This window comes from Roseibium sp. MMSF_3544 (assembly GCF_030732845.1).
GTDB lineage: Bacteria > Pseudomonadota > Alphaproteobacteria > Rhizobiales > Stappiaceae > Roseibium.
On record NZ_JASHKA010000011.1, the window covers coordinates 20,444 to 43,274 of the forward strand.

Consider the following 22,831-nt stretch of genomic DNA (forward strand, 5'->3'; position numbering starts at 1 on the left):
GGCTGATCTGGCCCTCGCAACAACCGGACGACTTCGATGCCCTCAGAAAGGGACCGCTTGGTGCGAAATCCGTTCAAGTCCAAAACCTGGACCGATCCGAATGGGGCGGTGCAGTTGATCAAGCGTGTGCTCAGCGAGAACTTTCGGACTTATATTCCGAAATACCTTCTGGCATTCGTTTTCATGGGCTTGATTGCCGCGACAACAGCGGCCAGCGCCTGGATCATGCGCGATGTCGTCAACGAGGTCTTCGTCAACAAAGACGCGCAAATGGTCTACGTGATCGGCGCGGTGGTTCTATTCATCTTTACGCTTAAAGGCGTTGCGACCTACGGTCAGATTGTCGTTTTGGCGCGCGTTGGCAACGAAATCGTCACGGATTTGCGCAGGCGTATGTTTGCGATTCTATTGCGCCAGAATCAGGCCTATTTCGACAAGCACTCCCTTGCAGAAATTGGCGTTCAGGTCAGCCAGGGGGTCGGGGCAGTCAGGACGACGCTGGATATGATCGTGACGACGCTCGGGCGTGACGTGCTGACATTGATCGGTTTGACCGCGGTCATGGTGATCCAAAACCCGCTCCTGAGCCTTTTCGCTTTCTTTACAATGCCTCCGGCGGTCATCGGGGTCGCCTTTCTCATCCGGCGGGTGAAGGAATACGTCAAGCGTCAGGTTGTCTCCAATGCCAAGGTCAGCACTGTCATGCAGGAAACCGTTCTTGGGGTCCGCATTGTGCGCGCGTTTGGCATGGAACCGGTGATGCGCGAGAGGATGGAAGTCGGGCTTCAGGAAGTGAAAAGGCAATCGAACAAGATCGCTTCTTTAACCGCACGGACGTCTCCGTTGATGGATACGCTTGGCGGCATTGCGATTGCGCTTGTCATCTTTTACGGCGGGTTTTCAGTAATCGAGCTGGGCCAGGATCCTGGCGCGCTGTTTTCGTTCATAACCGCGTTGCTGCTAGCCTATGATCCGGCGCGCCGGCTTGCGCGACTGAACGTCAATCTTGGCAAGCAGCTCGTCGGCCTGCGCATCATGTACGAACTCGTTGACAGAAAGCCCGACCACGAGGACGCGCCGAACGCGCCCGATCTCAAGATATCGGATGGTCAGATCGAACTTCGCGATGTTGCGTTTTCCTACGGTGAGAGCGCTGCACTCCACGGGACAAGCTTCATCGCTGATGGGGGCAAGATGACGGCGCTCGTGGGTGCTTCTGGTGCCGGCAAATCAACCGTATTCGCCCTCCTGGAACGTTTTTACGATCCGCAATCCGGCAATATCCGGATTGACGGCCAGGACATCAAGGATGTTACGCAGCGTTCTTTGCGCGACCATATCGCTTATGTCGGGCAGGATCCGTTTCTCTTCAACAACAGCATTCGTGAAAACATCGCCGTTGGAAAGCCCGGAGCCACGCAGGGTGAGATCGAGGAAGCTGCAAAAGCTGCAAATGCACACGACTTCATCGTGTCGCTTCCCGATGGGTATGAAGCTAAGGCCGGGCAGGGCGGCAACAACCTGTCCGGCGGACAACGACAGAGGATTGCAATTGCGCGCGCAATGCTGCGCGATGCGCCAATCCTGCTTCTTGATGAGGCCACATCTGCACTGGATGCCGAATCAGAAAAGAAGATCCAGTCTGCGCTGGAGACCCTGATGGTTGGCCGGACGACACTGGTGATCGCCCACAGGCTGAGTACCGTCCGTCATGCCCACCAGATCCACGTCATCGATGCGGGCAAGGTCACAGAAAGCGGCACGCACGACGAACTCTTCGAGCACGACGGTATCTATCGCCGTCTTTGTGAGCTTCAGTTTCAAAGCAAGAACGAAGCCGCCGAATAGCGTTGTGTGTTTTAGCCAAAAAGAAAGCCCGGGCATGCCCGGGCTTTTTTGGTCTTACTGGTTCGCTGTAATGCCGACTGAAAGGATCTGAGGGATCATTTGCGGCGCGATCATTGCTGTTCCCATGATCTGTGAGAACGGCACCGGCGCGGCCGGCGAAGCAACAACTTCCAGCGAGCCAGGCGTTGTGAGGTATTCGGTCACTGCTTCTGTGACCTGGGCTTCCAGCTCTTTGTTCTGCAACATGCCAAGCATCAATGGCAGACTTCCTGTGAGCCCGGAGACGAAAACCGGCACCTCAACACCTGCTTTCTTGGCCTCCTGATCGAGGATGCGGCCGGTCAGGGATTCATCGTCGAGCCGAATCTTGGCATTGATGATCGTGACATTCTGCAAGAGGGCCATCGCTTCTTCGGGATTTTCCGACTTTTCTTCCAATTGCGCGACGACGTCGCGGGTAATGCCACCGAAGGAGAGTGAGATTGCAAGGCTCGCGGCGTCCTTGGCATTGATTTTCAATTCAGAAATGTCGGCTGTCGCGGCATCCGGATCCCATTTTCCCGATGCACTGACGTCGAACGAGAGGGTCTCGTATCCCAGATCGGTGAGCGACTTGGCTTCCTCCACCTCCAGCTCTTTCACGTCAACCGTCGCACCGGTCAAAGAAAAACTTCCCGAGGTTGGCAAGTCGCCGTCCATGCTGTCGATAGACGAGGAGATTTTCGCAATGTCCGCGATCTTGCCATCCTCATCCCGCACTTCGATGGTATCGACTTCAAAGGTTCTGTAGCCGGCATTGACAGGTGCGTTTCCGGCGGCAGCTTCCTCGGACGAAGGCAAAACCAGTTCTGTAACGCTCATGCTTGCGAGGGTCATTCCACCGTCGTCGGCGCTCAGCTCAAGGTTCTCAAGATCGAGACTTTCCAGTTTCAGACGTCCATTGCCGAGGATCTCGCCGCCCGAAAGCATGGTGGATTTGATTGTCACCTTCTGGTCCTGATCGTCCTCGTTGGAAACGACGAGATCCTGGATCGTGACGGTGTTGCCGGATTCGTTGACAGCCCCGTAGCTTTCGATCGTTCCTTCCTGTGCATCGAGCAAACCCAGGAAGGCATCGGCAATCTGGTTGCCGGTCGGATCAAACGCAAGTGCAGGTGTGGCTTGTAACGCAATGAGGCTGACTGCTGCACAAAGGCCAGCTGCAATACGGGGCGTGGGAGAAAACATCATTCAAAACTCCACCAGAAAAAAGGCGGCCTCACTCTGCTTCATGTTCAAAGGCGAGGCAAGGCGAAAGCCTCGCCGCTAAGCAAGGTTTCGAAGTTTTGATCAATGTCGCTCGCTACGCGCGTTTAGGCGGCCGTTTTTTCCTGAAACTCTTTTCCTGTGCGCTCGATGTCATCCAGTGTCGGCAGGCTGGCCTCGTTGCCCAGATGCTGGATGGCATAGGTCGAAGCGCAGCGCGCGAACTCGAAGTGCTGCGTCCAGCTGCGTTCCGGCCAGTGGAGGTAAGAGGCAATGTAAGCGCCATGAAACACATCGCCGGCACCGTTTGAATCGACGACTTTTGCCAGCGGCACATTGAGCGCGGGCATGACTTTGTCAGGCCCGCCTGCTTCGTACCAGACCATGCCGTGTTCGCCATGCGTCACGGCACCGACCGGGCAGTTCTTTGAGCGCAAATACGCCAGCGTCTCACCGATACTCTTGCCGAGTTGCTCGCAGAAGCGCTCTGACACGACAGCTATATCGATGTTTTCGAGCACCTCGTCCGTGTTCTCCCTGACCGCGCCACCATCGAGAGACGTAAGGATGCCAAGATTTTTGCACGTCGCTGCATAGTGGAGGGCCGCGTCGGGCATATGTCCGTCGATATGCAACGCTTTCGTCCCTGTCAGCGTCAGCGGCGGAAAGGGGTGAAGAAACTCGTTGTCGCGGCACCTCACAATAGCGCGCTTGCCGTCCTTGGGCATGATGAAAGACAGGGACGATTCTTTCACCTTCCGGCCGTTTACGGAAATTCCGTAGGCGGCTGCCATGTCCAGAAACATGCGCGCCAGCCAATCGTCAGCAAGCGAACATAGAATGTCGGGCTTATGTCCCAGCTTCGCGCAGCAGAAGGCTGCCGTCACTGCGTTGCCCCCAAAACTGATCGCGTAGTCCTTGGCGATCGCCTTTTCGTCGCCGGTGGGAAGGTTGTCGGTCAGAAACGTGACGTCAATATAGGCTTGTCCGATAAACAGCGCCTGCATGAAAATCTCCCTTCATCCGGTTTCTGGCGTTGAACACACCTAAGCACATGCCCTTTGACAGCAGCTTTGATCTGGATGAAATATCAACACATTCAGTCCTTGTTTACCCAGATCAGCCATGGTCAGAAAGAATTTATTGGTAAACAGGCCCGCGTTTTGTCTTTCCGGTATGTCGGCTTTGCAAAGACTGTGTTGATCGCGCTAATTTTGGCGACGGCACCCCTGTTTGCGATCAACATTATCTTGAACCAGTTTGCCGAACGCCGGGCCATCACCGAAATGGAGGCGATGGGCCAGGTGTCCATCCGGCGCGCCGAAGAAGCGATCAGCAGCACCGTGACACTCCTTCAACGGCTGGACCGCGATGGGGTGCAAACCTGCAGCGCCGAAGATCGCGTGATTTATGAAAAGTTGATCATCGAAAACGGTATGATTGATGCCATCGGGCTGGCGGATGCCAAGGGCCAGCGTATGTGTATCATTCCAGATCGCGAACTGGCGGGCAAAGTGATCCTGCCGCCTGTGCGCACCGATGGCCCGCTGGTTGGGATCGGTATGCTTGACCGCGATTACCTCGGTGCCAAGGCCGCCGTGATCAGTTGGGATCTCAAGGACCAGACCCGCCTGCTTGCCGAAGTGACACCTGCGGTCATCGCGATGGATCCTGGCCCTGAATACTTGCGGTCTTATCGCAGGGCGGAGCTTCGTCTTGGCGACAATCTGCTCTGGTACAATGTCGGTGGGTACAACTCCGAGGGCTCCAAGCCGGAAGGCGTGCTTTCAGTTGAAGTGAGGTCGGAACTCTATCCGCTTGTTGCCAAGATCACGGCACCGGAATCGGCGGCTTTTCAGGTCGTTAAAGATTTGAAAGTGGTGGCTGCGACCGGCTGTGCGGGATTTGCGGTTCTGTTTGTGGCCATCGGCGTCTGGCTGTCCTGGCGTCCGGAAAGCGAAGCCAACGACGAGTTCATTGCAGCCATTCGCAACGGTGAATTCATTCCCTATTATCAGCCTGTGATGGACATCGAGAGCCTGAGACTACGCGGATGTGAGGTCTTGATGCGCTGGCGCCGGCCGAACGGTATGGTCGTTTCACCGGGACAGTTCATGGCTTATGCGGAAAACAATGGCCACATCTTCGACATGACCCGTCACATGATGCGCATTTCCTCCGAAGAGGTTGGAGAGCTTTACGGCGAAAACCCCGATCTCAAGCTGTCGATCAATCTGTTCGCCGGTCATTTTCTGGATCGCGAGGTTGTCGCAGACATCAAATCCATTTTTGAAAAGTCCAAGATTTCCTTCCAGCAGATTGTTGTTGAGGTGACAGAACGTCATCCGCTTGAGGACATGGATCTAGCGCGCAAGATCATGGCCGAACTCCAGGCGCTTGGCGTTCGCGTTGCGCTTGACGATGTGGGGACCGGGCATGGCGGTATGGCGTATCTTCAGAAACTCGGCGTCGACATCATCAAGATCGACAAGATGTTCATCGACACCATCAGCTCGGACGACAACTCCACTACGATCGTGGATTCCATGGTGGAGCTGGCCGACAATCTCGGCATGGGCATCATCGCGGAAGGTGTCGAGCAGGAAGAGCAGATCGAGCGGCTGCTTGAGCTCGGCGTGACCGCCGCCCAGGGCTATTATTTTGCGCAGCCGATGCCGGCGAATGAATTCATCGAATTTGCCGAACGCATGGAAGAAGAAGCGCGCGAGCGGGCACGCCTTGCCGCAGAGGCAGCCGCCGCCGAGCAGGCCGCCAATGAAGCCGCCATGGCGGATGCGGCAGCCTGATCCGGAACATCCACGGGTGCGCCGTTGCGATCACGGATTTTTCATTGCCAGGAACTGTTCCCGGTTAAGTCACTGATTTCCCTCAAAGCCCGGCCCCTTCTTCTATGAGCTGCCCCATCGGCTCAAAGCTGCCCTGTAAAAATGGCCTTGTCTGTACCGGCTGGACGGTATATTTACCTTCAAAACTGTACTGACTGGACGGTAAAAAAATGACAGCTCGGGCTACGCGGAAGTCGCAGGATTCGAAAGCGGACATTCTGGCTGCGGCGATAGAGGTTATCCGGCGCGCTGGCGCACCGAGCCTGACCATTGATGCTGTGGCAGAGGAAAGCGGGTTCTCCAAAGGTGGCGTACTCTACAATTTCCCCACAAAGGACGCCCTTATAACTGGAATGGTCGAGTTTCTTGTCGGGCAGTTCGAAGCCGATGTGCTGGATGCCAGGACACGAAACCTGACGTCACGCTCACCGACCTTGAGCGGCATGATCGACGTGACGGAGAAATGGCTGGAAACCAAGCGGGACGTGGCCCAGGCCGTTCTGGCGACGACAGCAGATCGGCCTGAGCTGAGCGAACCTTTCTTGAAGGCCAAGGCGAAACTCAAAGCCGCCATTGCCGAAGAAACCGATCAGTTCGGAAAAGCAATGGCAATCTGGGCCAGCCTCGAAGGACTGCATTTTTCAGTCGCTCACTGTGTCTCGATACTCACCGACGAAGAGCGCGCGCTGGTTCTCGATGAACTCCGGCAGCGCCTCGAACAGGACTAAGTTAGGACGGACCACCCGATGTTGGCAGCAAACAGAAGTTCATTGACCCGTTGGGCGGGTTTTCTATTGGCAGCAGCATTTCTGGCTGCCTGCCAGGATGATGCAGCGAACCCGGTTGCCGAGGCCGAAGCAAAACTGCATGCAGCTCCAAGACCTGCGAAGATATTCACAGTGACTGATCAGATCGGTCTTCTGGAACGGCGCTTTGCCGGTCGGGTTGCCGCGGTCCAGACCGTGGATCTGTCCTTTCAGGTGTCCGGCAAGCTGGTTGAACTGCCTGTCCTTGAAAGCCAGCAGGTCAAGAAGGGTGATCTGATTGCCAGGCTCGACACGACAGACTATGACCGCGCGGTGCGTGAAGCGACGATCAACGTCGAGCAGGCCAAGCGTGAGCTGGATCGCCTTGAAACGCTCCGCGACCGGTCCGTGATCTCCCAGTCTTCTTTCGATGAACAGCAAAACGTCTATGACCTTGCGGTGGAACGTCTCAAGGAGGCTCGCCAGAACCTCGAATATACCTCTCTCGAGGCGCCGTTTGACGGTATTGTCTCGGTCCGGCTGGTGGACAACTTTACCACCGTCAGTGTCGGAACTCCGATTGTGCGAATGCACGATGTCTCGGAAGTTCAGGTCGACATCAACGTCGCGGAGGCCTTGTTCGGACGTGTGACGGAGTCGGAAGTTTCCTCCATCGAGGCGAAGTTTCCGGCATATGGCGAAAAGCTGTTTCCGCTCGAATACCGTGAGCACTCGAGCCAGGTGGACGATGTCGCACAGACGTATCGGATCACGCTGGCAATGCCGCGCGAAGGTGTCGCCCAGCTATCTCCCGGAATGACTGCCTCGGTGATCGTGAAGTTCTTGCCCGAAGGTCTTGAACTCGGCGAGCAGTTTCTCGTGCCGACTGGGGCGGTTGCGATTGACGGGGAGGGGGCAACCTATGTCTGGAAATTCGCAGACGACACGGGCGCTGTTTCGAAGCAGCCCGTCGAAATCGGAACGATCATGGGCGACTATATTCCCGTCCGCGCCGGGCTTGAGCCTGGTGACGAAATCGTTTCCGCGGGCGTTGCTTATCTAAGCGATGGCCAGGTCGTGCGCCGTCTGCGCTGATCCCAACCCCTGAAGACAAAGGATCAGCTTCCATGGACATTGCACGCTATTCCATCGAAAAACCGGTCAATACCTGGATGATCGTCCTTATGGCGCTCCTCGGTGGCCTATGGGGATTGACGTCTGTCGGGCGCTTGGAAGATCCGGCTTTCACCATCAAGGAAGCCCAGGTCATTACTGGATACCCCGGCGCGACGGCGGCTGAAGTGGAAAATGAAGTCACCGAGATTTTGGAGACGGCCATTCAGCAGATGCCCCAACTCGACCAGATCAGGTCTGTGTCCGAGCCGGGGTTGTCACGCATCAGCGTTGAAATCAAACCTACCTATGACGGCACTGAGCTGCCACAGGTCTGGGACGAATTGCGCCGCAAGGTTGACGACGAGGTCAGAAATCTGCCTGTCGGCGCTGGAACACCGCTTGTCTATGACAGCTTCGGCGATGTTTATGGGCTTTTTTACGCATTCACCGCCGATGGCTACACCAATCGCGACATCCGAGACACGGTGAAGCGCATTCGCCGGGAGCTTTTGGCGGTACCGGGCGTCGGAAAGGTTGAGGTTTCCGGGGAACCGGAAGACGTCATCTATCTGGATGTCGACCAGGACAAGATGGCGGGCCTTGGTATTTCCATGACCGACATCATCGGTGTCCTTGATGCGGAAAACCGCATTCAGACCAATGGCTCCGCGGTCTCTGGACAGTCCCGTATCCGCTTGATGACGCCATCGGCTTTTGAGGATTTCAGCGGGATCCAGGATCTCGTCATCGGACGGCCCGGCTCCACGGCGATGATCCGGTTGTCGGATATTGCCACCCTGGATTTGGGTGAACCGGAACGGCCAAGCCGGCTGACCCGCCATAACGGCCACGAAGCCGTAACCATCGGCGTGTCCCAGGTTGACGGCACCAATATCGTTGAAGTTGGCGACAAGGTGGTCGAACGGCTGGCGGAGATCGAAGCGCTGCTGCCCGTCGGCATGCAGATCCACCCGATCTACGAACAGAATGTGGTTGTCGATGCTTCTGTCAACGGCTTCATCCTGAACCTTGCGGCATCCGTCGTGATTGTCATCAGCGTGCTGGCCCTGTTCATGGGGTGGCGGGCTGCTGTCGTCGTCGGAACAGTGCTGCTGCTGACGGTGATGGCGACTGTTCTGTTCATGCGCATCTTCAATATTGAGATGGAACGGATCTCGCTTGGAGCCCTGATTATCGCCATGGGCATGCTGGTGGACAATGCCATCGTGGTTGCCGAAGGCATGATGATCAACATGCAACGCGGCCAAAGAGCGATCGAAGCAGCCAGCCGGGTGGTCAGGCAGACGATGTGGCCACTCCTTGGCGCAACCGTCATCGGCATCATGGCCTTTTCCGGTATTGGCCTGTCGCCTGACGCGACCGGCGAGTTCCTGTTCTCGCTCTTTGCGGTCATCGGAATCTCTCTGCTCTTGTCCTGGGTGTTCGCGGTTACGGTGACACCGCTGTTCGGAAAGTATTTTTTCCGGAGTGCATCGGGGAATCTGGACGACCATGACCCCTACAAAGGGATCCTCTACACGATTTATCGTGGCTTTCTTGTCGGGGCACTGCATGTACGGTTGCTGACGGTGCTGGCACTCGTGGGCATCACCGTTGTCTGCGTCATGGCTTTCGGCAACGTTAAACAGGCCTTCTTCCCCGACAGCAACACGCCGATCTTCTACGTTCATTACTGGTCACCGCAGGGCACGGACATCCGCGCGACGGAAGCTGACCTCAAGGCGATGGAAGAGATCGTGCTGAAGGATGATCGTGTTGCCGCTGTCACCAGCTTCGCAGGGGGCGGGGCGACGCGCTTCATGCTGACCTACGCGCCGGAGGACGCCAATCCCGCGTATGGCCACATGCTGATCCGCACAGACAACCGCGATGACATTGATTTGCTGGCGCTGGATCTACGCCGGCAGTTCGGCGAGCGTTTCCCCTCCGCACAGATCATCACAAAGCGGCTTGTGTTCGGACCCGGTGGCGGAGCCAAGATCGAGGCTCGTTTTTCTGGTCCGGATGCCAATGTTCTCAAGCATCTCGGCGACGAGGCGGAGGCGATCTTCGCGCTGCCGCAGAACAAGTTGGCGGATGTGAACACCGATTGGCGTCAGCGCGAGCTGGTGGTCCGGCCGATTTTCGATGAGGATCGCTCACGGATTTCCGGTGTGACCCGCGAGGAGCTTTCGATTTCGCTCCAGTTCGCCACGGAAGGTGTCCAGGTCGGTTCCTATCGCGATGTCGACGAAAGCATTCCGATCGTTGCGCGCAAGGCCGGGCCGGACGGCATATCGGTCAATGAGAGCGTGTCAGATTCCCTGGTCTGGAGTGCCGGACAGCGCCGCTACATTCCGATCGATCAGGTTGTCCGGGAATTCGTCATGGAGCCGCAGGACACGCTGATCCACCGGCGCGACCGTGTGCGGACGCTGACCGTCAAGGCTGAGACAACGGCAGGCGAAACAGCGTCTGCGGCGCTTGCCCGCGTCCGGCCTCAGATCGAGGCAATTGCCCTGCCACCCGGTTACGCGCTGGAGTGGGGTGGCGAATATGAAAGCACCAACGATGCGCAGGCGTCTCTCGGGGCGCAGCTGCCTCTTGGCTTTCTGGTGATGCTGATCATCTCGATCCTGCTCTTCGGGTCAGTTCGTCAGCCCCTGATTATCTGGCTTATGGTGCCGATGTCGATCAACGGCGTGGCGATCGCGCTTTTGGCGACAGACACTCCATTTGGTTTCATGTCGCTGCTCGGCTTCCTGTCGCTTTCAGGCATGCTGATCAAGAACGCCATTGTTCTTCTGGAAGAGATAGACCGTCTCATCGAGGAAGGACGGGAGAAATACGCGGCCATTGTTGAAGCAAGCGTGTCGCGTATGCGGCCGGTCATGTTGGCGGCGATCACGACTATTCTCGGCATGGCACCGCTCTTGTCCGACGCATTCTTCCGCGGCATGGCGGTGACGATCATGGGCGGCCTGGCTTTTGCAACTGTCCTGACGCTGATCGCAGCTCCCGTGCTGTATGCGCTCTTCTTCAGGGTGCGCCCGCCAAGCAAGGCAAAAACCCAGGTCGCATCGGACGAGGAGACTGCGGCTCTTCCGGCGGAATGATCACCGGCTTCAGAAGCGCAAAATAAAACCCGCCCGCGGGGCCTTCGCGGGCGGGTTGATCCAGCTGCCGTGGCTCTGCCGGTTTCGGAAGGTGAAACCCGGGCCGGTCTGCTTAACCGGTGGCCAACTCACGCTGGACGGTCGACTTTGCGACCTTGATATTGTCGAGCACCTTGGGGCAGCTGGTGCTCGACGCCTGCTTCTCTGTCAGGAAGGACGACATACGTGCTTCCAGATCCTGCAACCGGGTCCGGCGGGTGAACTGCGGTTGCACTGCAGGTAAGGCCATGAAAGGCCAGAACGGGGTCATATCCTCATCCCTTCTTGTTTGGGGTTTGCGGAAGCCGATCAGTAGACCAGCCGGTTTGCGTTCAGTCCGCCTTCTATGCGGGCGATCTCGTCTCGCAGACGCAGCTTGAATTTTTTCAAGGATCGGATGTGATGCGTATCGGGGTAGGGATGCATCTCCTCGCGGCGGATCAAGGAATCCAGCGTGTTGTGCTGGCTGCGCAAGGATTTCAAGCGATTGTACATCTCCTACCTCCATCTCGGGCTGTGCTGTGTTGACACCCAAGATATGGGGCGCATTTCACATAGAAGAAATACATTGTTTGTATTATATTGATAGGGAAACTCTATCGACTGGGATTGTTACATGCGTTTCCGACCCTCGCCCCGTCAACTGGACTATTTTATCGCCCTTGCAGAGACCTTGCACTTCGGCAAAGCCGCTGAAAAATGTCATGTGTCCCAGCCGACATTGTCCTCTCAATTCAAGCTCTTAGAAGATCAGTTGGGCAGCAGCCTGCTGGAGCGTGGCGGTGGTGACATCAGCCTGACGGCGGCGGGCGAAAGACTATTACCCCTGGCTCGGCAGGCTCTTGAGAGTTTGGACGAAATTGTGGTCATGGCTCAGGCGGGACAGGCAAATCTAGGCGGTTTGATCCGTCTTGGTGTGTCTCCCACATTTGGGCCATATTTCATGCCTTACCTGCTGCCGATTCTGAAGCATCACTTCCCTGATCTTGAGCTCTACATTCGCGAAGATCGCCCAAATCTACTTGAAGAGGGACTGGCGGCAGGGTCGCTCGATTGCATCATCACGCCCGACATAGCGCCGTCAGGTCAACTTGTTGAACGTGAGCTGTGTCACGAGAGTGTTTCGCTGGCCGTTCCAAGAACGCATCCGCTTGCAGGTCTCGATGTTGTTCCCGTTGCCCTGCTCAAGGGCGAAAAACTCCTGTCTCTCGGGCATGGTTTTCGCCTGCATAACGATGTCCAGGTGCTTGCGAGAGCTGCGGGCGCGGATTTTCTGCAGGATTATGAAGGCACCAGCCTCGACGCATTGCGCCAGATGGCCTCGATCGGAATGGGGCTTGCACTGTTTCCTGCGGCCTATATCGCGTCGGAATTTCCCAAGGAGCCGAACCTCCTTCTGAAGAAGCTTGAGGGCACGTCGATGAGCCGGGTCATGTATCTGGTCTGGCGGCACGGAAGTTCGCGTTCTGCGCATTACGAAAAACTGCTTTCCCTTGCGCTTGAGGCAGTTAAGAGTATGCGGGCAGAAGGGGTCGAGGCAGCGCAAGGCTGACCTTCGAGCGGAAAAAGGGACAGGCAATGAAGACGAACAACAGGCCGGCCGGAGCGATGACCACCGCGATCCACGCCGGAGAGTCGCCTGACCCGGCAACACGCGCCTCTGCGCCACCACTGCATATGAGCTCAACTTATGTCAGCGATGAAGTTACCGGTTTTTCGGCGCATGATCTGGAAGAGGGTGAGGGCGGTTTCATCTATTCCAGGTGGGACAATCCAACAGTTGCCATGCTGGAAAAGAAGATTGCGGCGCTGCAAGGAGCTGAGAGCTGCCTCTGTTTGGCGTCGGGAATGGCTGCGGCAACGGCGATTTTCCTGACGTTTCTGTCCGCTGGCGACCACGTGATCGTTTCCGATGTCTCCTATGCAGGTGTCGCGGAGCTCGCGCGAGACACTTTGCCGCGCATGGGAATTGAGGTCACGACGGTCAACATGTCCGACCTTCGCGCTGTTGAAGCAGCGCTCCGCTCGAACACGAAGCTCGTTCATACCGAAACGCCTGTAAATCCAATAACCCGTTTGACGGATCTGAAAGCTGTTTCCGCACTGGCGCGACAGGCCGGAGCGCTGCATAGCTGCGATGCGACATTTGCCTCGCCACTCGGGATGGATGCGATCGGGCTTGGTGTTGATCTGGTGATGCATTCGATCACGAAGTACATCGGCGGCCATGGTGATGCGGTCGGCGGTGCGGTCGCCGGTCGAGCAGACCTGATCGCCCGGATGCGCGCTGAGGCCGCGATCCATCACGGCGGCGTCTTGTCGCCTTTTAATGCCTGGCTGATTGCCAGGGGCGCGGCCACCTTACCCCTGCGGATGAAGGCGCATCAGGAAGGAGCGTTGTCGGTTGCCAATTGGCTGGAAAGCCACCCGAAGGTGACACGGGTCATGTATCCGGGCCTTGCGTCGCATCCTCAGAACGGCCTTGCCGCCCGCCAGATGTCAAACTTCTCCGGCATGATTTCCTTTCAGGTCGGTGACGCAGCGACAGGCCGCTCTGTCGCGCAGCAGATGATCGACCGGCTGGACGTGATCCACTATGCGGTCTCGCTCGGCCATCACCGGTCTCTTGTTTTCTGGATGGAAACGGACCCGCTGATGGAGACGTCGTTCCGGCTCCAGGGAGATCAGCTCCAGTCTTACCGCGACTTCGCCGGCGACGGAATTTTCCGCTTGTCCGTCGGCCTCGAAGATGCCGAGGATCTGATCGCGGACCTCGACGGAGCGCTGGCCTAGGTCAACGTCCGGCACGGGGGTCTGCGAATACTGGTGCTCTTCATATTGCCGCTCTTGCCAAATCGTGCCAGCCTTCGGGTTAAATTAATGGAGGAGAGCCATGCCTGAGATTTCCAGTGACAGCGATTGCCAAACAGTCATCACGACGTTCGAAATGACCCCCGGAACATGTTTCGACCTCCTGGACGAGTTGAAGGACGCCTATCAGAATTTCATCCAGCATCAGCCGGGCTTCATCGGCGCCGGACTGCATGTCAATGATGCGCAGACACGGATTGCGAACTATTCCCAATGGCGCAGGCGCGAAGACTTTCTTGCAATGCTCAGGACAGAAGAAATGCGTGAACGCAACCGGCGCATTCACGCCCTTTGCAAGAGCTTTGAACCGGTGATGTATGATGTCGCGGAGAGTTTCAACTGACGACGTTTCAGCGACTCAGCTGTTGGTTCTCTTCGTTTTGATAAACCTTTTCAGATTGACCCCAGAGCTTCATCGAGAAGGGCCGTTTGGCGGTGTTTCGAAGTATGGGCGGCAAGGACTGAATTTGTGACTCATTCTTCGAGTTTCGCTGCGCTTCGCGCCTCAAGATGAGGTGTCGCGAGAAGGTGATTTAAGAAATCTATTCAAAACCTTAGATCAGAATTACAGATAGTATGCCCTACCAGATCACGGACTGCCGAACGTTAGAGGCCGCGCAACTGTGCGCGGCGATGAACGACGCTTTTTCAGACTATACGGTGCCGCTCAGCCTCACACTTGAGAAATTTGTCACTTTCCAGAAGCAGCGCGGGTTTTCTGCCGAGCATTCCTTCGTGGCAATGGATGGGCCGGAGATTGCCGGTTTCTGGTATTCCGGCGCACCTGATATCAGCATCGCAGGGCGGGCCTACGCGGTTTCCGTTGGAACCGCACCGGCGCACCGCCGTAAGGGATTGTCCCGGACGCTGATGCGCGAGGTCATTCAAAAGCAAAAAGCAGATGGAGCTACCGGTCTTCAGCTTGAGGTCATCACCACCAATGACAAGGCGGTTGAGGCGTACCGCAATTTTGGATTTGCGGAAACGCGCATCCTGAGAGTGTGCAAGCTTCCCGCGGACTGTCCGGGCCTTGTCAGTCAGGATGGACCGGAACCGGCGAGATTGACGGTAGATGAGCTCCCGGAGGATGAGAGCCGCTTTTTCGACGCACGCCCGACACCGCAAAACGGACGGGCAGCTCTGGTGGCTCTGGCAGACCAGATACTTCTGTACGGTTTTCGGGGCAGCGACGGGCTGCTCGGCTGGGGCGCCGCCAACCCGGATGGGTCCGTGGCACAGATCGCGGTTCGGAGCGATCAGCGCAGAAAGGGCATCGGAACAGCGATCTTGAGAAAGCTCGGTACGAGCGTGGGCGCGGAGCAACTGACCTTTGTGAACGTCGACTCCAACGCGTCATCGATAAATGCGTTTCTGGACAAGGCAGGTGCACAGGACACGATCCAGCAATGGGAGATGCACCTGACGTTCTGAACGTCGGGGCGCTTGTCAGTCACCCTTCTTGAAGGGCGCGTGGTCGGCAAGTGCCTCATTTTCCCGTTCAACGGCGAAGCGCTCATGCTCAAGGTAGTCGGCAACAGCCTGATGCAGCCCTTCATGGGCGATCCAGTGCGCAGAATAGGTGGTGGTTGGCAGATAGCCGCGCGCCAGCTTATGCGCGCCCTGCGCACCGGCTTCGACCCGCTTCAGGCCTTTTGCAATCGCGAAGTCGATGGCCTGATAGTAGCAGAGCTCAAAGTGCAGGAAGGGGTGGTGCTCGGTGCATCCCCAGTGCCGCCCGAACAGCGTTTCAGAACCAATGAAATTTAGCGCACCTGCAACATAGCGGCCGTCTCGCTTGGCCAGCACGAGTAACGTCCGCTCGCTGAGCCGCTCATTGATCAGCGAGAAGAATTTCCGATTGAGATAAGGGCGTCCCCACTTTCGTGATCCCGTATCCATATAGAAGCCGTAAAACGCGTCCCAATGGGCTTCTTTCAGGTCTGAGCCGGTGACCCACTCCACTTCGAGGCCTTCAGCGCTGAGCGCCTCGCGCCGCTCTTTCTTGATCGCCTTGCGCTTGCGCGAGGCGAGATCTGCCAGGAAGCCGTCGAAACTGTCGTAACCGTTGTTCTCCCAGTGAAACTGCTGATCTGTCCTTTGCAGATAGCCAAGCTCGCCGAGGCCGTCCCACTCCGGCTTTGTGAGAAATGTGGCGTGAACGGAAGAGGCACCGGTTCGCTGGCATACCTGCACGAGGCCTGCTGCGAGCGCCTGCAGGCCCGCTTCCCGGTTGATGCCCGGACCGATCAGGAAGCGCCGTCCGGTGGCTGGCGTAAAAGGAACGGAAATCTGAAGTTTCGGGTAGTAGTCACCTCCGGCGCGGAAAAACGCATCGGCCCAGCTATGATCGAAGACATACTCGCCCTGGGAATGGCTCTTGAGATAAGCCGGAACAGCACCGAGAACCGCTCCCGAACTATCTTGCAGGAGCATATGGCGTGGCATCCAGCCGGTTGCATTTGTTGCACAGCCGGCGGCTTCCAGAGATTCAAGAAAAGCATGCGACAAGAAAGGGTTGAAGGATATATCTTCAGAAACTGGATTAACGTCCGAGCCGAGTGCCTGGGCCAACTCTGAGGTGGACAGTTGTGTATCGGCCGGACATGCTTCCTCCTTTGCGAGGGCTCCGGTCGGCGAGAGGCTCCAGCCCGGGTTGGCGACGCTGTCCCAGGATTTTGCAGGAACGTCTTTCAGGGATGACAGGATGCGCAGCGAAACGGTTTGCTCGCTGCCGGAAACATCCGGCCCGTTGTTTTCCTCAGACTGGGAAGAACTCATGCGTCAACAGCAATCACAATTGGAAACCACATCCGAAATGTAGCGCGGACATTTTGCATCGCAAGAGGGAACGGCATTTCGGCAGGCACAAGCTGCTCGCGTGACTTTGGAAAAACGCGGTTGCCTCAAGTCCTGCCGTTGGCAGCATCGGGATCAAAACCCTCAAAGACGATTTGGTCCGCGTACCGGGAAGCGATGTCGCGCTGGTCCCGTGTCTTCACCGTCCAGGTCATGAGCGGCAGTTTGAACACCGATCTGAAAAAGCTCGGACCTGCTTTGGGAAGGTCCTTCACGCCATAGGATATGAAATGAGGCCGCGTGCGCGGAACGTGAAGCAGATGGCGCAGGATAAAACGGTCGGTACGGCTATAGCGCGTGTAGTCCGGGCCAGGTTCTGCCCCATCCGCCACAATCCCGCGCAGCACTAAGGGCTTGAAGCGCCTTGCATGCGAGAGCATGTCCGGATCGAACGTCTTGATACAGGCAGGCCCGCGATAGCTCGACACCTGATCAACGACGCGTCGCACGAAATCCCCCTGTGCGTCGCGCCGCATCAGCGACTTGATTTCGATGACCAGCGGAACCTTTCCATCGACCAGATCAAGAAGGTCCTGAAGCAGCCAGAGGCTGTCCGTACCGGTTTTCATATGAATTTGAACCAGTTCAGATGACGGAAAGTCGATAACCCTGCCTGTGCCTTCCGCCAGACGGTCCAGCGTATAGTCATGGAAAACAAGCGCTTCGCCGTCAGCCGTTTCCTGCAGGTCGACCTCGATCGCGAAGTTCTTTTCAATCGCCCGCGATATCGCCGTCGGCGTGTTTTCCATCATGCCGTTGTCGGCATCATGATACCCGCGGTGCGCAATCGGCCGCGCGAAAATGGTTTCAAGATCTGTCTGCATGTGTTGGCTGTCGTCCCGCCGGGCGTTGCCTCGTGGTGTCTTTGGAAAATCAGGCCTCGATTTCGAAGATCGCTTCGATTTCAACGGCGGCACCGAAGGGAAGGGAGGCTGCGCTGACTGCAGAGCGGGCGTGGCGTCCTTTATCGCCCATGACGTCAACGAGGAAGTCGGATGCCCCATTGATGACTTGAGGCTGGTCGGTGAAGTCCGCGGTCGAGTTGACGAAGCCGACAATTTTCACAAGGCGCGTTACCTTGTCGAGATCACCCGTGGCGGCCTTTGCCTGGGCCAGAAGGTTGATTGCGCAAGCCTTGGCGGCCGCCTTGCCTTCGTCCAGCCCAACAGTGTCGCCGAGCTTGCCGGTTACCTCGATCTTGCCGCTTGCCATTGGAAGCTGCCCGGAAACAAAGAGTTGGTTTCCGGTTTTGACGAACGGAACGTAGTTGGCGGCCGGCGCTGCAGCTTCAGGCAGGGAAATGCCAAGGTCAGCGAGGCGGTTTTCGATGGTGCTCATTTGGGGTCTCCGGGTTGGGCGAATTCGCCGTGTCTTTGGCGCAAATTGAAAATGCTGACAAGGCCAAATCCGAAAGCGGGTGGAAAATCGATCAATCGAGGTGAGCGAATTGTATTTCGCAACATCACACCGGGATCAGTCGTGTGAGATAATGCATGCTATCTGGGGTTTTATCGTTCTTCTGCATTTTCGCGGTAGCGAAAGGTGCAGATAATCGCATAATGAAATCTAAGAGATCCGGCGGCAGGACCGGCCGGAGGAGAATTGAGGAATAACACATGTCGCGCGTTCTGATGTCCGTGTCTTTGGCCGGCTCCTTTTTTGCAATGATCGCAACGGCCAGCCTGCTTCCGGTGGCCGCGACCGGCGCGACAGTCAGCAGCAAGGCCGGCCACAAGCTGGTTCCGCACCGGGCAGTCTATGACATGAAGCTTGGTGAATCGGATGACAATGCCGGGATCGCCGGACTGAGCGGTCGGATGGTCTACGAGTTTTCCGGAAATTCCTGTGACGGCTACAGCGTCAATTTCCGTTTTGTCACAAGATTTCAGAACACGGATGGCGGATCGCAGGTAACCGACCTGCAGACGACGTCTTTCGAGGAGCCTCAAGCGGAGAGCTACCAGTTCCTGTCCAAGACCTATGTGGATCAGGAGCTCGTGGAAGAAACGAGAGGAACTGCGCGCGTCGGCTCCGACGCCAAGACAGTCGAACTCAAGGAGCCTTCGGAAAAATCGCTTGAGATCGGCCGAGAGGTCCTCTTCCCGACGGAACACCTGCTCTCGGTTCTCAAAGCCGCCGAGGAGGGGGTGTCCTTCCTCACGGCTGATATTTATGACGGTGCTGAAACTGGCGAAAAGGTCTATTCCACGACAACGGTGATCGGCGCAAAGGCGGCAAGTCCGATAAAGGCTGACGCCGACAGTCCCGAAGCCTCGCTCGCAGGTCTGAGCTACTGGCCGGTGACGGTCGCCTATTTCGATCCGGGCGCCGAGGACGCGACCGGCGAACTGACCCCGGTCTACCAGTTGTCCTTCTGGCTTTTTCAAAACGGTGTCAGCGGGCGGCTGAACCTGGATTACGGCGATTTCAGCATCAAGGGAAAAATGGCTGCGCTCGAGGTGTATGACGAGGGAAACTGCTCACAGCAGTAGTTCCAAAATTCAAGACTTTCTGGGTTTTTCCGCCGTTCTGGCAACATGCGTGAGACCAAGCTCTACAGCGGCGTTGCCAAACTTGTCGCGAAGCTTGTCCACGGCCAGCTCTGCATGCTTGCGGCGCTCTGCCGATTGGTCGAGCAGATCCTCCGGGTCGGCGCGGTCGGCGGCCTCCAGATCACTGACACCGATGCCGATAAGCCTGAACCTGCGGCCATCCACTTCGTTTTCAAGCAGCGCTTCGCCTGCGGCGTAAATCTTGTCGGCAAGTTGCGTCGGATCGGTCAGGTGCCGCGCTCTGGTAATGGTCTTGAAGTCGCCGGTCTTCAATTTCAACGTGATACCGCGCCCCGAGAGGTCTGACTTTTTCAGTCTTGCGGACACTTTCTCCGACAGGTTCCGCAGGATTGGCCGAAGGGTATCCAGGCTGGAGATGTCCGTTCGGAACGTGGTTTCCGTCGAAATGCTCTTCGCACCGCGCGAAGGCTTGACTGTCCGGCTGTCGTCGCCGTGGGAAAGCGTTGCCAGCCTGAGGCCGATTGATCCGTAACGACGCGCAAGATCCGCAGCATCCATCGTCTGGAGTTGGCCGATGGTCTTGATACCGTCCTTTTCCAGCTTCTTTTGAAACACCTTGCCGACGCCCCAGATGCGTCCGACGGGCATCGCGGCCAGCACGTCTTCTGCTTCCGCGGCACCGATCACGGAAAACCCCCTTGGTTTTTCAAGGTCCGAAGCAAGTTTTGCCAGAAACTTGTTTGGCGCGAGACCGACGGAGGCTGAAATGCCGATATCGGATTCAAGCCCTCTGACAAACCGCGCCAGCGTTTCGGCAGGCGTGGCCTGATGCAGCCGTTCGGTGCCGGTCAGGTCGAGAAAGGCTTCGTCGATGGAAAGGGGCTCGACAAGCGGTGTGAGCGCTCGCATCCGTTCGCGGATTTCCTTCCCCACCTTCGAGTACTTTTCCATGTTCGGTCTGATGACTACTGCGTCCGGACAGGCCTCAAGCGCCTTGAACATCGGCATTGCCGAGCGCACACCGTAGATGCGCGCGATGTAGCAGCAGGTTGAGACGACGCCGCGCTGACCGCCCCCCACAATGACCGGAACGTCCTGCAGTTCCGGATTATCCCGCTTTTCAACGGACGCATAAAACGCATCGCAATCAATATGCGCGATCGCCAGCGCGTCGAGCTCAGAATGCGACACAAGGCGCGGACTGCCGCAGGAATGGCAGCGGCTGGACCCGGCCTCCGGCCTGGCGCCACAATCCCTGCATAAAGCTTTTGGTCCTTGATGGTTTTGAGTCACGATAAGGCGCCGCTATCCTTCGAACCTGGCCTGGCTCAGTTCTCGCTTCAAAAGATAGCCCTGATGAAGGCAGCCGTCTCCTGCCAATCACCTGTCAGCAGGTCGATGTGAGCATCTTGTTCAGCATTCGCCCTGAACCTCGCGTCTGCAATGAACTGGATCTGGACCGCCGAGGGCAGGGATGCCTGTACGGACGTGTGGTTGGTCGGACTGTCATCGATAAAGACAACGGGAGCAGAGCGCTGCGCTGCAAGAGCCGCCACGGCACCGCCCTTTGCACCGGAATTGGTCACAACGGGAAACGGGATGCCCATGTCGGACAGCAGCTTCTCGCGCAGGGGCTTGTTGTGCCCGCCCGGAAGATTAGTCAGCAAAACGATGTCCCAGTTCTCGGAAAGCTTTGCGAGCGCCTTGTCTGCGCCGTGCACCATGTCCTGCCTGTGACTAACCTCATCGAAAAACGTCAACAGGTGCCGCCGGACTTCATCGGAAGTCAACGCGGTCCGGTCCTTGCGCTGGCCGATATTGCCCGTGAAGCGGTATTGGTGGCTCAAAAAGGCAAGGTCGCGTTCGTGCAGGTAGTCTTCCAGGTGCTTGATCAGATGAAGGATCACCTCATCGACATCGCAGACAATCAGTCGTCTGGTTGAGGACGGCAGCGCCTGGATCTGTGCAAGCACGTCCGGCAGGACGGGAGTCGGTTCAGACATGGTCTTCCTGGCCCCCTCCAAGGACATAGCGGGCGGCGGCGATCATGGTCGGCCTTATGCTGGAATTTTCACAAAAAGCCAGCAGCAATGGCTCGTCCGACATGTAGAATTCAAGCACACCCGCCAGGAAGCCGGGTTCGTTGGCAGCAGATCGAATCATATCCGGTCCGATTCCAGAAAATGCAAGAAATCGGCCGATCTGTTCAGGGTCCCGGCTGAGTTGAAGAAGCGCTTCAGTGGCAATTCCTTGAGCTTCTTCAACGGATAATGACTTTCCCTGTATATTTTTCATTGTGTTTTTTTGCCTTTCTGAAACGATTCCGGGTTACAACAAATCTAATGCGGGTGGGGGCAGGGTTCTACCGCATCAAAAGACTGGGTCGAGAAAATAGGACCGGCAGGGCGCCGGGCGAAGGGCCGGATTGTATGGCAAAAACCGTGTTGATCGTGGAAGACAACGAGCTGAACATGAAGTTGTTTCATGATCTGCTGGAAGCGCACGGCTACAATACACTTCAGACCCGCACCGGCATTGAGGCCCTGCAGCTCGCCCGTGAGCATCATCCGGATCTGATCCTGATGGACATACAGTTGCCCGAAGTGTCCGGTCTGGAAGTGACCAAATGGATCAAGGAAGACGAAACGATCTCCGCAATTCCGGTCATTGCCGTCACAGCCTTTGCCATGAAAGGCGATGAGGAACGCATTCGCCAGGGTGGATGTGAAGCCTACATTTCCAAGCCGATATCGGTTGCAAAGTTTCTTGAAACTGTCCGGGTATATCTGGGCGAAGCCTGACACTTGCGCTTTCATCGAAATCTTTATACGGCAAAGAAAACGGCAAGTTTTGACACAATCAAAAGATGTTGTGCGACGCGTTACGGTGCGTGAGTAGTTCGTTTCGCTGGCAACCTAGCTTCACGTTAAGGTTACGGATTTACTAAAATCCCATTGTATCTGTGCATATTTTGCAGAAAATATTGCAATTGGGTTACAATACGGTAGTGTGGCCGCAGGTTAGGGTTTTACCTGATCGTGACTTTGACGATAAGGCAATTGTCCTAACGCTGAGTTTGGCAAAAGTTTCCCCTCGGAGTGCTCAGGTCCGCCGCATCTCCTGGGTCCGTGGGGCAGGTCGGCAGGGAACCGGCCGAAGAGTGGCCTCCTCGAATGCCGTGTTCCCGCCGACCACTACTAACCCTTAAAATTCGATCTTCCTGCCAGAGAATAGTTCGGGCTGGCGTTTCGCCGTTTCCAGCTTCGATTTTATCAACAAAAAACCCGCCGGTGAGGGCGGGTTCTTGATGTTCCGGTGATGGCCGGAATTACTTGATTTTGGCTTCTTTGAACTCGACGTGCTTCTTGGCAATCGGGTCGTATTTTCTTTTGACCATTTTTTCGGTCATAGTGCGGGAGTTCTTCTTCGTGACATAGAAGAAACCGGTGTCCGCCGTGGACTGAAGCTTGATTTTGATTGTTGTCGCCTTGGCCATGGCCTTGGATCCTGTTCTCGGTTGTCGGGCAAAGATTTCTCATGGCCAGATTGGCTGGCGGTGAGTCTGCCCCAATGTCTGAAATTAGCGCGCAAACTACTCATCGGAGCGCGAAAGTCAAGCGCTTGCTTGGCTTCGG

At 56.7% G+C, this 22,831-nt stretch carries 22 protein-coding genes; 11 read left to right on the plus strand and 11 right to left on the minus strand.

From position 1 onward, the window contains the following. The first annotated feature begins 36 nt into the window (after positions 1-36). Complete coding sequence (locus RBB47_RS16730; protein WP_305986999.1) at positions 37-1,848, plus strand: ABC transporter ATP-binding protein; 1,812 nt, start codon at positions 37-39, stop codon at positions 1,846-1,848. A gap of 54 nt (positions 1,849-1,902) precedes the next feature. On the opposite strand, the gene RBB47_RS16735 is transcribed toward RBB47_RS16730, so the two are convergent. Both RBB47_RS16735 and RBB47_RS16740 read right to left on the minus strand, forming a co-directional pair. Next, the gene (locus RBB47_RS16735) at positions 1,903-3,078 is read right to left on the minus strand and encodes a hypothetical protein (RefSeq protein ID WP_305987000.1); all 1,176 of its coding nucleotides are present in this window, start codon (positions 3,076-3,078) and stop codon (positions 1,903-1,905) included. 122 nt (positions 3,079-3,200) lie between these two features. After that, complete coding sequence (locus RBB47_RS16740; RefSeq protein WP_305987001.1) at positions 3,201-4,100, minus strand: sugar kinase; 900 nt, start codon at positions 4,098-4,100, stop codon at positions 3,201-3,203. A gap of 75 nt (positions 4,101-4,175) precedes the next feature. On the opposite strand from RBB47_RS16740, the gene RBB47_RS16745 reads away from it, so the two are divergent. From RBB47_RS16745 to RBB47_RS16760, 4 genes are all read left to right on the plus strand, one after another. Beyond that, positions 4,176-5,900: an EAL domain-containing protein gene (locus RBB47_RS16745; RefSeq protein ID WP_305987002.1), complete on the plus strand. Its 1,725-nt coding sequence runs from the start codon at positions 4,176-4,178 to the stop codon at positions 5,898-5,900. A 209-nt stretch (positions 5,901-6,109) separates the two neighbouring features. Beyond that, positions 6,110-6,667: a TetR/AcrR family transcriptional regulator gene (locus tag RBB47_RS16750; RefSeq protein ID WP_305987003.1), complete on the plus strand. Its 558-nt coding sequence runs from the start codon at positions 6,110-6,112 to the stop codon at positions 6,665-6,667. Between the two features lie 18 nt (positions 6,668-6,685). Beyond that, entirely contained in the window at positions 6,686-7,780 is a 1,095-nt protein-coding gene (locus tag RBB47_RS16755) for an efflux RND transporter periplasmic adaptor subunit (RefSeq protein WP_305987004.1), read from the plus strand. Positions 7,781-7,812: 32 nt separating this feature from the next. Continuing rightward, a complete protein-coding gene (locus RBB47_RS16760) occupies positions 7,813-10,917 on the plus strand; it encodes an efflux RND transporter permease subunit (RefSeq protein ID WP_305987005.1) in 3,105 nt (1,034 codons plus the stop codon). Positions 10,918-11,029: 112 nt separating this feature from the next. On the opposite strand, the gene RBB47_RS16765 is transcribed toward RBB47_RS16760, so the two are convergent. Both RBB47_RS16765 and RBB47_RS16770 read right to left on the minus strand, forming a co-directional pair. Continuing rightward, on the minus strand, positions 11,030-11,227 hold the full coding sequence (locus RBB47_RS16765) for a hypothetical protein (protein WP_305987006.1): 198 nt from the start codon (positions 11,225-11,227) through the stop codon (positions 11,030-11,032). Between the two features lie 38 nt (positions 11,228-11,265). After that, on the minus strand, positions 11,266-11,451 hold the full coding sequence (locus tag RBB47_RS16770; RefSeq protein WP_305987007.1) for a YdcH family protein: 186 nt from the start codon (positions 11,449-11,451) through the stop codon (positions 11,266-11,268). A 121-nt stretch (positions 11,452-11,572) separates the two neighbouring features. Between RBB47_RS16770 and RBB47_RS16775 the strand changes: the two genes are divergently transcribed. The 4 genes from RBB47_RS16775 (at position 11,573) to RBB47_RS16790 (ending at position 15,258) form a co-directional block, all read left to right on the plus strand. Further along, entirely contained in the window at positions 11,573-12,508 is a 936-nt protein-coding gene (locus RBB47_RS16775) for a LysR substrate-binding domain-containing protein (RefSeq protein WP_305987008.1), read from the plus strand. A 26-nt stretch (positions 12,509-12,534) separates the two neighbouring features. Continuing rightward, positions 12,535-13,749: a PLP-dependent aspartate aminotransferase family protein gene (locus RBB47_RS16780; protein ID WP_305987009.1), complete on the plus strand. Its 1,215-nt coding sequence runs from the start codon at positions 12,535-12,537 to the stop codon at positions 13,747-13,749. Positions 13,750-13,849: 100 nt separating this feature from the next. After that, positions 13,850-14,170: an antibiotic biosynthesis monooxygenase gene (locus RBB47_RS16785; RefSeq protein ID WP_305987010.1), complete on the plus strand. Its 321-nt coding sequence runs from the start codon at positions 13,850-13,852 to the stop codon at positions 14,168-14,170. 233 nt (positions 14,171-14,403) lie between these two features. Beyond that, positions 14,404-15,258: a GNAT family N-acetyltransferase gene (locus tag RBB47_RS16790; RefSeq protein ID WP_305987011.1), complete on the plus strand. Its 855-nt coding sequence runs from the start codon at positions 14,404-14,406 to the stop codon at positions 15,256-15,258. Between the two features lie 15 nt (positions 15,259-15,273). On the opposite strand, the gene RBB47_RS16795 is transcribed toward RBB47_RS16790, so the two are convergent. The 3 genes from RBB47_RS16795 to RBB47_RS16805 all read right to left on the minus strand — a co-directional run bounded on the left by RBB47_RS16795 (position 15,274) and on the right by RBB47_RS16805 (position 18,021). Further along, on the minus strand, positions 15,274-16,605 hold the full coding sequence (locus RBB47_RS16795; protein WP_305987012.1) for a GNAT family N-acetyltransferase: 1,332 nt from the start codon (positions 16,603-16,605) through the stop codon (positions 15,274-15,276). Between the two features lie 125 nt (positions 16,606-16,730). After that, a complete protein-coding gene (locus RBB47_RS16800) occupies positions 16,731-17,507 on the minus strand; it encodes a glycerophosphodiester phosphodiesterase family protein (RefSeq protein WP_305987013.1) in 777 nt (258 codons plus the stop codon). A 49-nt stretch (positions 17,508-17,556) separates the two neighbouring features. Continuing rightward, positions 17,557-18,021, minus strand: coding sequence for a RidA family protein (locus tag RBB47_RS16805; protein ID WP_305987014.1), 465 nt, complete (start codon positions 18,019-18,021; stop codon positions 17,557-17,559). 278 nt (positions 18,022-18,299) lie between these two features. Between RBB47_RS16805 and RBB47_RS16810 the strand changes: the two genes are divergently transcribed. Continuing rightward, entirely contained in the window at positions 18,300-19,175 is an 876-nt protein-coding gene (locus RBB47_RS16810) for a cell envelope integrity EipB family protein (RefSeq protein WP_305987015.1), read from the plus strand. Positions 19,176-19,184: 9 nt separating this feature from the next. On the opposite strand, the gene RBB47_RS16815 is transcribed toward RBB47_RS16810, so the two are convergent. Genes RBB47_RS16815 through RBB47_RS16825 form a run of 3 tightly spaced genes read right to left on the minus strand, consistent with a single transcriptional unit; the run spans position 19,185 to position 21,491 of the window. Further along, positions 19,185-20,492, minus strand: coding sequence for a DNA polymerase IV (locus RBB47_RS16815; protein ID WP_305987191.1), 1,308 nt, complete (start codon positions 20,490-20,492; stop codon positions 19,185-19,187). A gap of 44 nt (positions 20,493-20,536) precedes the next feature. Beyond that, positions 20,537-21,199, minus strand: a complete 663-nt coding sequence (locus RBB47_RS16820) for a hypothetical protein (protein ID WP_305987016.1) — start codon at positions 21,197-21,199, stop codon at positions 20,537-20,539. Then, positions 21,192-21,491, minus strand: coding sequence for a DUF3572 domain-containing protein (locus tag RBB47_RS16825; RefSeq protein WP_305987017.1), 300 nt, complete (start codon positions 21,489-21,491; stop codon positions 21,192-21,194). Before RBB47_RS16825 ends, RBB47_RS16820 begins: the two co-directional genes overlap by 8 nt. Before the next feature lie 134 nt (positions 21,492-21,625). On the opposite strand from RBB47_RS16825, the gene RBB47_RS16830 reads away from it, so the two are divergent. Then, positions 21,626-21,997 carry a response regulator gene (locus tag RBB47_RS16830; protein WP_305987018.1) on the plus strand — a complete coding sequence of 124 codons (372 nt, stop codon included), beginning with the start codon at positions 21,626-21,628 and terminating at the stop codon, positions 21,995-21,997. A 527-nt stretch (positions 21,998-22,524) separates the two neighbouring features. On the opposite strand, the gene rpmG is transcribed toward RBB47_RS16830, so the two are convergent. After that, the gene (gene rpmG, locus RBB47_RS16835; RefSeq protein WP_131616129.1) at positions 22,525-22,692 is read right to left on the minus strand and encodes a 50S ribosomal protein L33; all 168 of its coding nucleotides are present in this window, start codon (positions 22,690-22,692) and stop codon (positions 22,525-22,527) included. Positions 22,693-22,831: the final 139 nt, after the last annotated feature.

Bases quoted from the DNA above. Each gene is read 5' to 3' on its own strand.
- RBB47_RS16730 (WP_305986999.1), top strand. From the start codon at position 37: ATGCCCTCAGAAAGGGACCGCTTGGTGCGAAATCCGTTCAAGTCCAAA.
- RBB47_RS16735 (WP_305987000.1), bottom strand. From the start codon at position 3,078: ATGATGTTTTCTCCCACGCCCCGTATTGCAGCTGGCCTTTGTGCAGCA.
- RBB47_RS16740 (WP_305987001.1), bottom strand. From the start codon at position 4,100: ATGCAGGCGCTGTTTATCGGACAAGCCTATATTGACGTCACGTTTCTG.
- RBB47_RS16745 (WP_305987002.1), top strand. From the start codon at position 4,176: ATGAAATATCAACACATTCAGTCCTTGTTTACCCAGATCAGCCATGGT.
- RBB47_RS16750 (WP_305987003.1), top strand. From the start codon at position 6,110: ATGACAGCTCGGGCTACGCGGAAGTCGCAGGATTCGAAAGCGGACATT.
- RBB47_RS16755 (WP_305987004.1), top strand. From the start codon at position 6,686: ATGTTGGCAGCAAACAGAAGTTCATTGACCCGTTGGGCGGGTTTTCTA.
- RBB47_RS16760 (WP_305987005.1), top strand. From the start codon at position 7,813: ATGGACATTGCACGCTATTCCATCGAAAAACCGGTCAATACCTGGATG.
- RBB47_RS16765 (WP_305987006.1), bottom strand. From the start codon at position 11,227: ATGACCCCGTTCTGGCCTTTCATGGCCTTACCTGCAGTGCAACCGCAG.
- RBB47_RS16770 (WP_305987007.1), bottom strand. From the start codon at position 11,451: ATGTACAATCGCTTGAAATCCTTGCGCAGCCAGCACAACACGCTGGAT.
- RBB47_RS16775 (WP_305987008.1), top strand. From the start codon at position 11,573: ATGCGTTTCCGACCCTCGCCCCGTCAACTGGACTATTTTATCGCCCTT.
- RBB47_RS16780 (WP_305987009.1), top strand. From the start codon at position 12,535: ATGAAGACGAACAACAGGCCGGCCGGAGCGATGACCACCGCGATCCAC.
- RBB47_RS16785 (WP_305987010.1), top strand. From the start codon at position 13,850: ATGCCTGAGATTTCCAGTGACAGCGATTGCCAAACAGTCATCACGACG.
- RBB47_RS16790 (WP_305987011.1), top strand. From the start codon at position 14,404: ATGCCCTACCAGATCACGGACTGCCGAACGTTAGAGGCCGCGCAACTG.
- RBB47_RS16795 (WP_305987012.1), bottom strand. From the start codon at position 16,605: ATGAGTTCTTCCCAGTCTGAGGAAAACAACGGGCCGGATGTTTCCGGC.
- RBB47_RS16800 (WP_305987013.1), bottom strand. From the start codon at position 17,507: ATGCAGACAGATCTTGAAACCATTTTCGCGCGGCCGATTGCGCACCGC.
- RBB47_RS16805 (WP_305987014.1), bottom strand. From the start codon at position 18,021: ATGAGCACCATCGAAAACCGCCTCGCTGACCTTGGCATTTCCCTGCCT.
- RBB47_RS16810 (WP_305987015.1), top strand. From the start codon at position 18,300: ATGTCGCGCGTTCTGATGTCCGTGTCTTTGGCCGGCTCCTTTTTTGCA.
- RBB47_RS16820 (WP_305987016.1), bottom strand. From the start codon at position 21,199: ATGTCTGAACCGACTCCCGTCCTGCCGGACGTGCTTGCACAGATCCAG.
- RBB47_RS16825 (WP_305987017.1), bottom strand. From the start codon at position 21,491: ATGAAAAATATACAGGGAAAGTCATTATCCGTTGAAGAAGCTCAAGGA.
- RBB47_RS16830 (WP_305987018.1), top strand. From the start codon at position 21,626: ATGGCAAAAACCGTGTTGATCGTGGAAGACAACGAGCTGAACATGAAG.
- rpmG (WP_131616129.1), bottom strand. From the start codon at position 22,692: ATGGCCAAGGCGACAACAATCAAAATCAAGCTTCAGTCCACGGCGGAC.